This window comes from Pedobacter hiemivivus (assembly GCF_004331685.1).
GTDB lineage: Bacteria > Bacteroidota > Bacteroidia > Sphingobacteriales > Sphingobacteriaceae > Pedobacter > Pedobacter hiemivivus.
In genome coordinates this window covers 1-1,438 of the sequence record NZ_SJSM01000056.1, presented here as the reverse complement: position 1 = coordinate 1,438, position 1,438 = coordinate 1, and the positions used below count along the sequence as shown (strand labels likewise).

Below are 1,438 nucleotides of genomic sequence, written 5' to 3'. Positions count from 1 at the left end.
GGATCAAGCGGAATTCTTGGGGGGAAGGAAATAATTTCTTTCTTTTGCATTTGTAAACCAAACGACAATTTTTATTTTGAGTCAAGCCGAGCAAACCCTGATCAGTTTATTATTACCGGAAGGTATCCTGGATTATTTTGAGTTAACCCAAGTAGATAAAGCAGAAAAGATGCTGAACATCTACCTTGAAGAGAAGAATATAGCCCCCGAGGGTTATGATAAAAAGGATCTTGAATCCAAAGGATTCTTTCCAGAGGTTGGTATCCAAGACTTTCCTATTCGTGGCCAGAAAGTAGCCTTATGTATTAAAAGACGGCGATGGACAGTTAAAAACACAGGAGAAATTATCAGCAGAGATTGGGATTTAGTAAGAAAAGGGGCACGAATGACAACGGAATTCGGGCTTTTTTTAAAAGGAATATTTGGATAATCATCCAATTAGCTGCTATCACCTGGGACATTATTTTCAAGTGGACGGCAAACAACTACAAGAACAATACAAAGAGCATATCAGCGATTTCAACGGTTGGGAACAGAAAGATCATGCAGATGAATGGATGCTATTTCCAAAGAATGTGAGTTCATATTTGAGTATCGACGAAACCGCTTTATCGAATGGAGAGCTTTATACCATCGTCACCAATAAAGGTGCAAAAGGTCGAAAGGGCGCTATTGTAGCAATGATCAAAGGCACTGTAGCTGAAGATATTATTGCGGTATTGAAGCGAATACCTGAAAGACTTCGCAAAAGAGTACAGGAAGTCACTATGGATATGGCTGCAAATATGCAACTGGCAATCAAAAGGTGCTTTATCAATGCACGCAGAGTTATTGATCGTTTCCATGTACAAAAGCTTGCTTACGATGCTGTTCAGGAAGCCCGAATTAAATATCGCTGGGAAGCTATAGATCAGGAAAATGAGGCTATAACTAAAGCCAGGCAGACAAAAATAAGCTATATACCGGAGATATTGGATAATGGCGACACTTTGAAACAATTGCTTGCCAGAAGCAGATACCTGCTATTCAAACACTTTAGTAAATGGACAGTATCGCAGCAACAACGCGCTAAATTACTTTTCGAACGATATCCAATGATTAAAAAGGCCTATGATTTATCCATCAAACTGGGTGATATATTTAAGAATTGTACGCAAAGAGATCTTGCTTTTACCAGATTAGCCTTATGGTACAATCATGTGGAAGATAGTGGAATTGAAGCTTTTAAAACCGTGGCAAGATCTATTCAAACACATCGCTTCTCCATCGTCAACTTCTTTGTCAACAGGAGTACAAATGCTTCTGCAGAATCGTTCAATGCTAAGGTGAAAGCTTTCAGAGCAACTTCCAGAGGGGTCAGAGATGTTAAATTTTTCCTATTCAGACTATCTAAAATCTATGCTTAAATTTCCTTCCCCCCAAGAATTCCGCTTGATCC

Annotated in this window: 2 protein-coding genes; both read left to right on the top strand. The window is 39.1% G+C overall.

What is annotated here, in order from left to right; genetic code table 11:
• Window positions 1-76 precede the first annotated feature (76 nt).
• Window positions 77-430 (top strand): ISAon1 family transposase N-terminal region protein, encoded by a 354-nt coding sequence (locus tag EZ444_RS27035; protein WP_131613004.1) that lies wholly within the window; start codon window positions 77-79, stop codon window positions 428-430.
• Window positions 423-1,406, top strand: coding sequence for an ISAon1 family transposase (locus tag EZ444_RS27030; RefSeq protein WP_225874870.1), 984 nt, complete (start codon window positions 423-425; stop codon window positions 1,404-1,406). Before EZ444_RS27035 ends, EZ444_RS27030 begins: the two co-directional genes overlap by 8 nt.
• Window positions 1,407-1,438 lie beyond the last annotated feature (32 nt).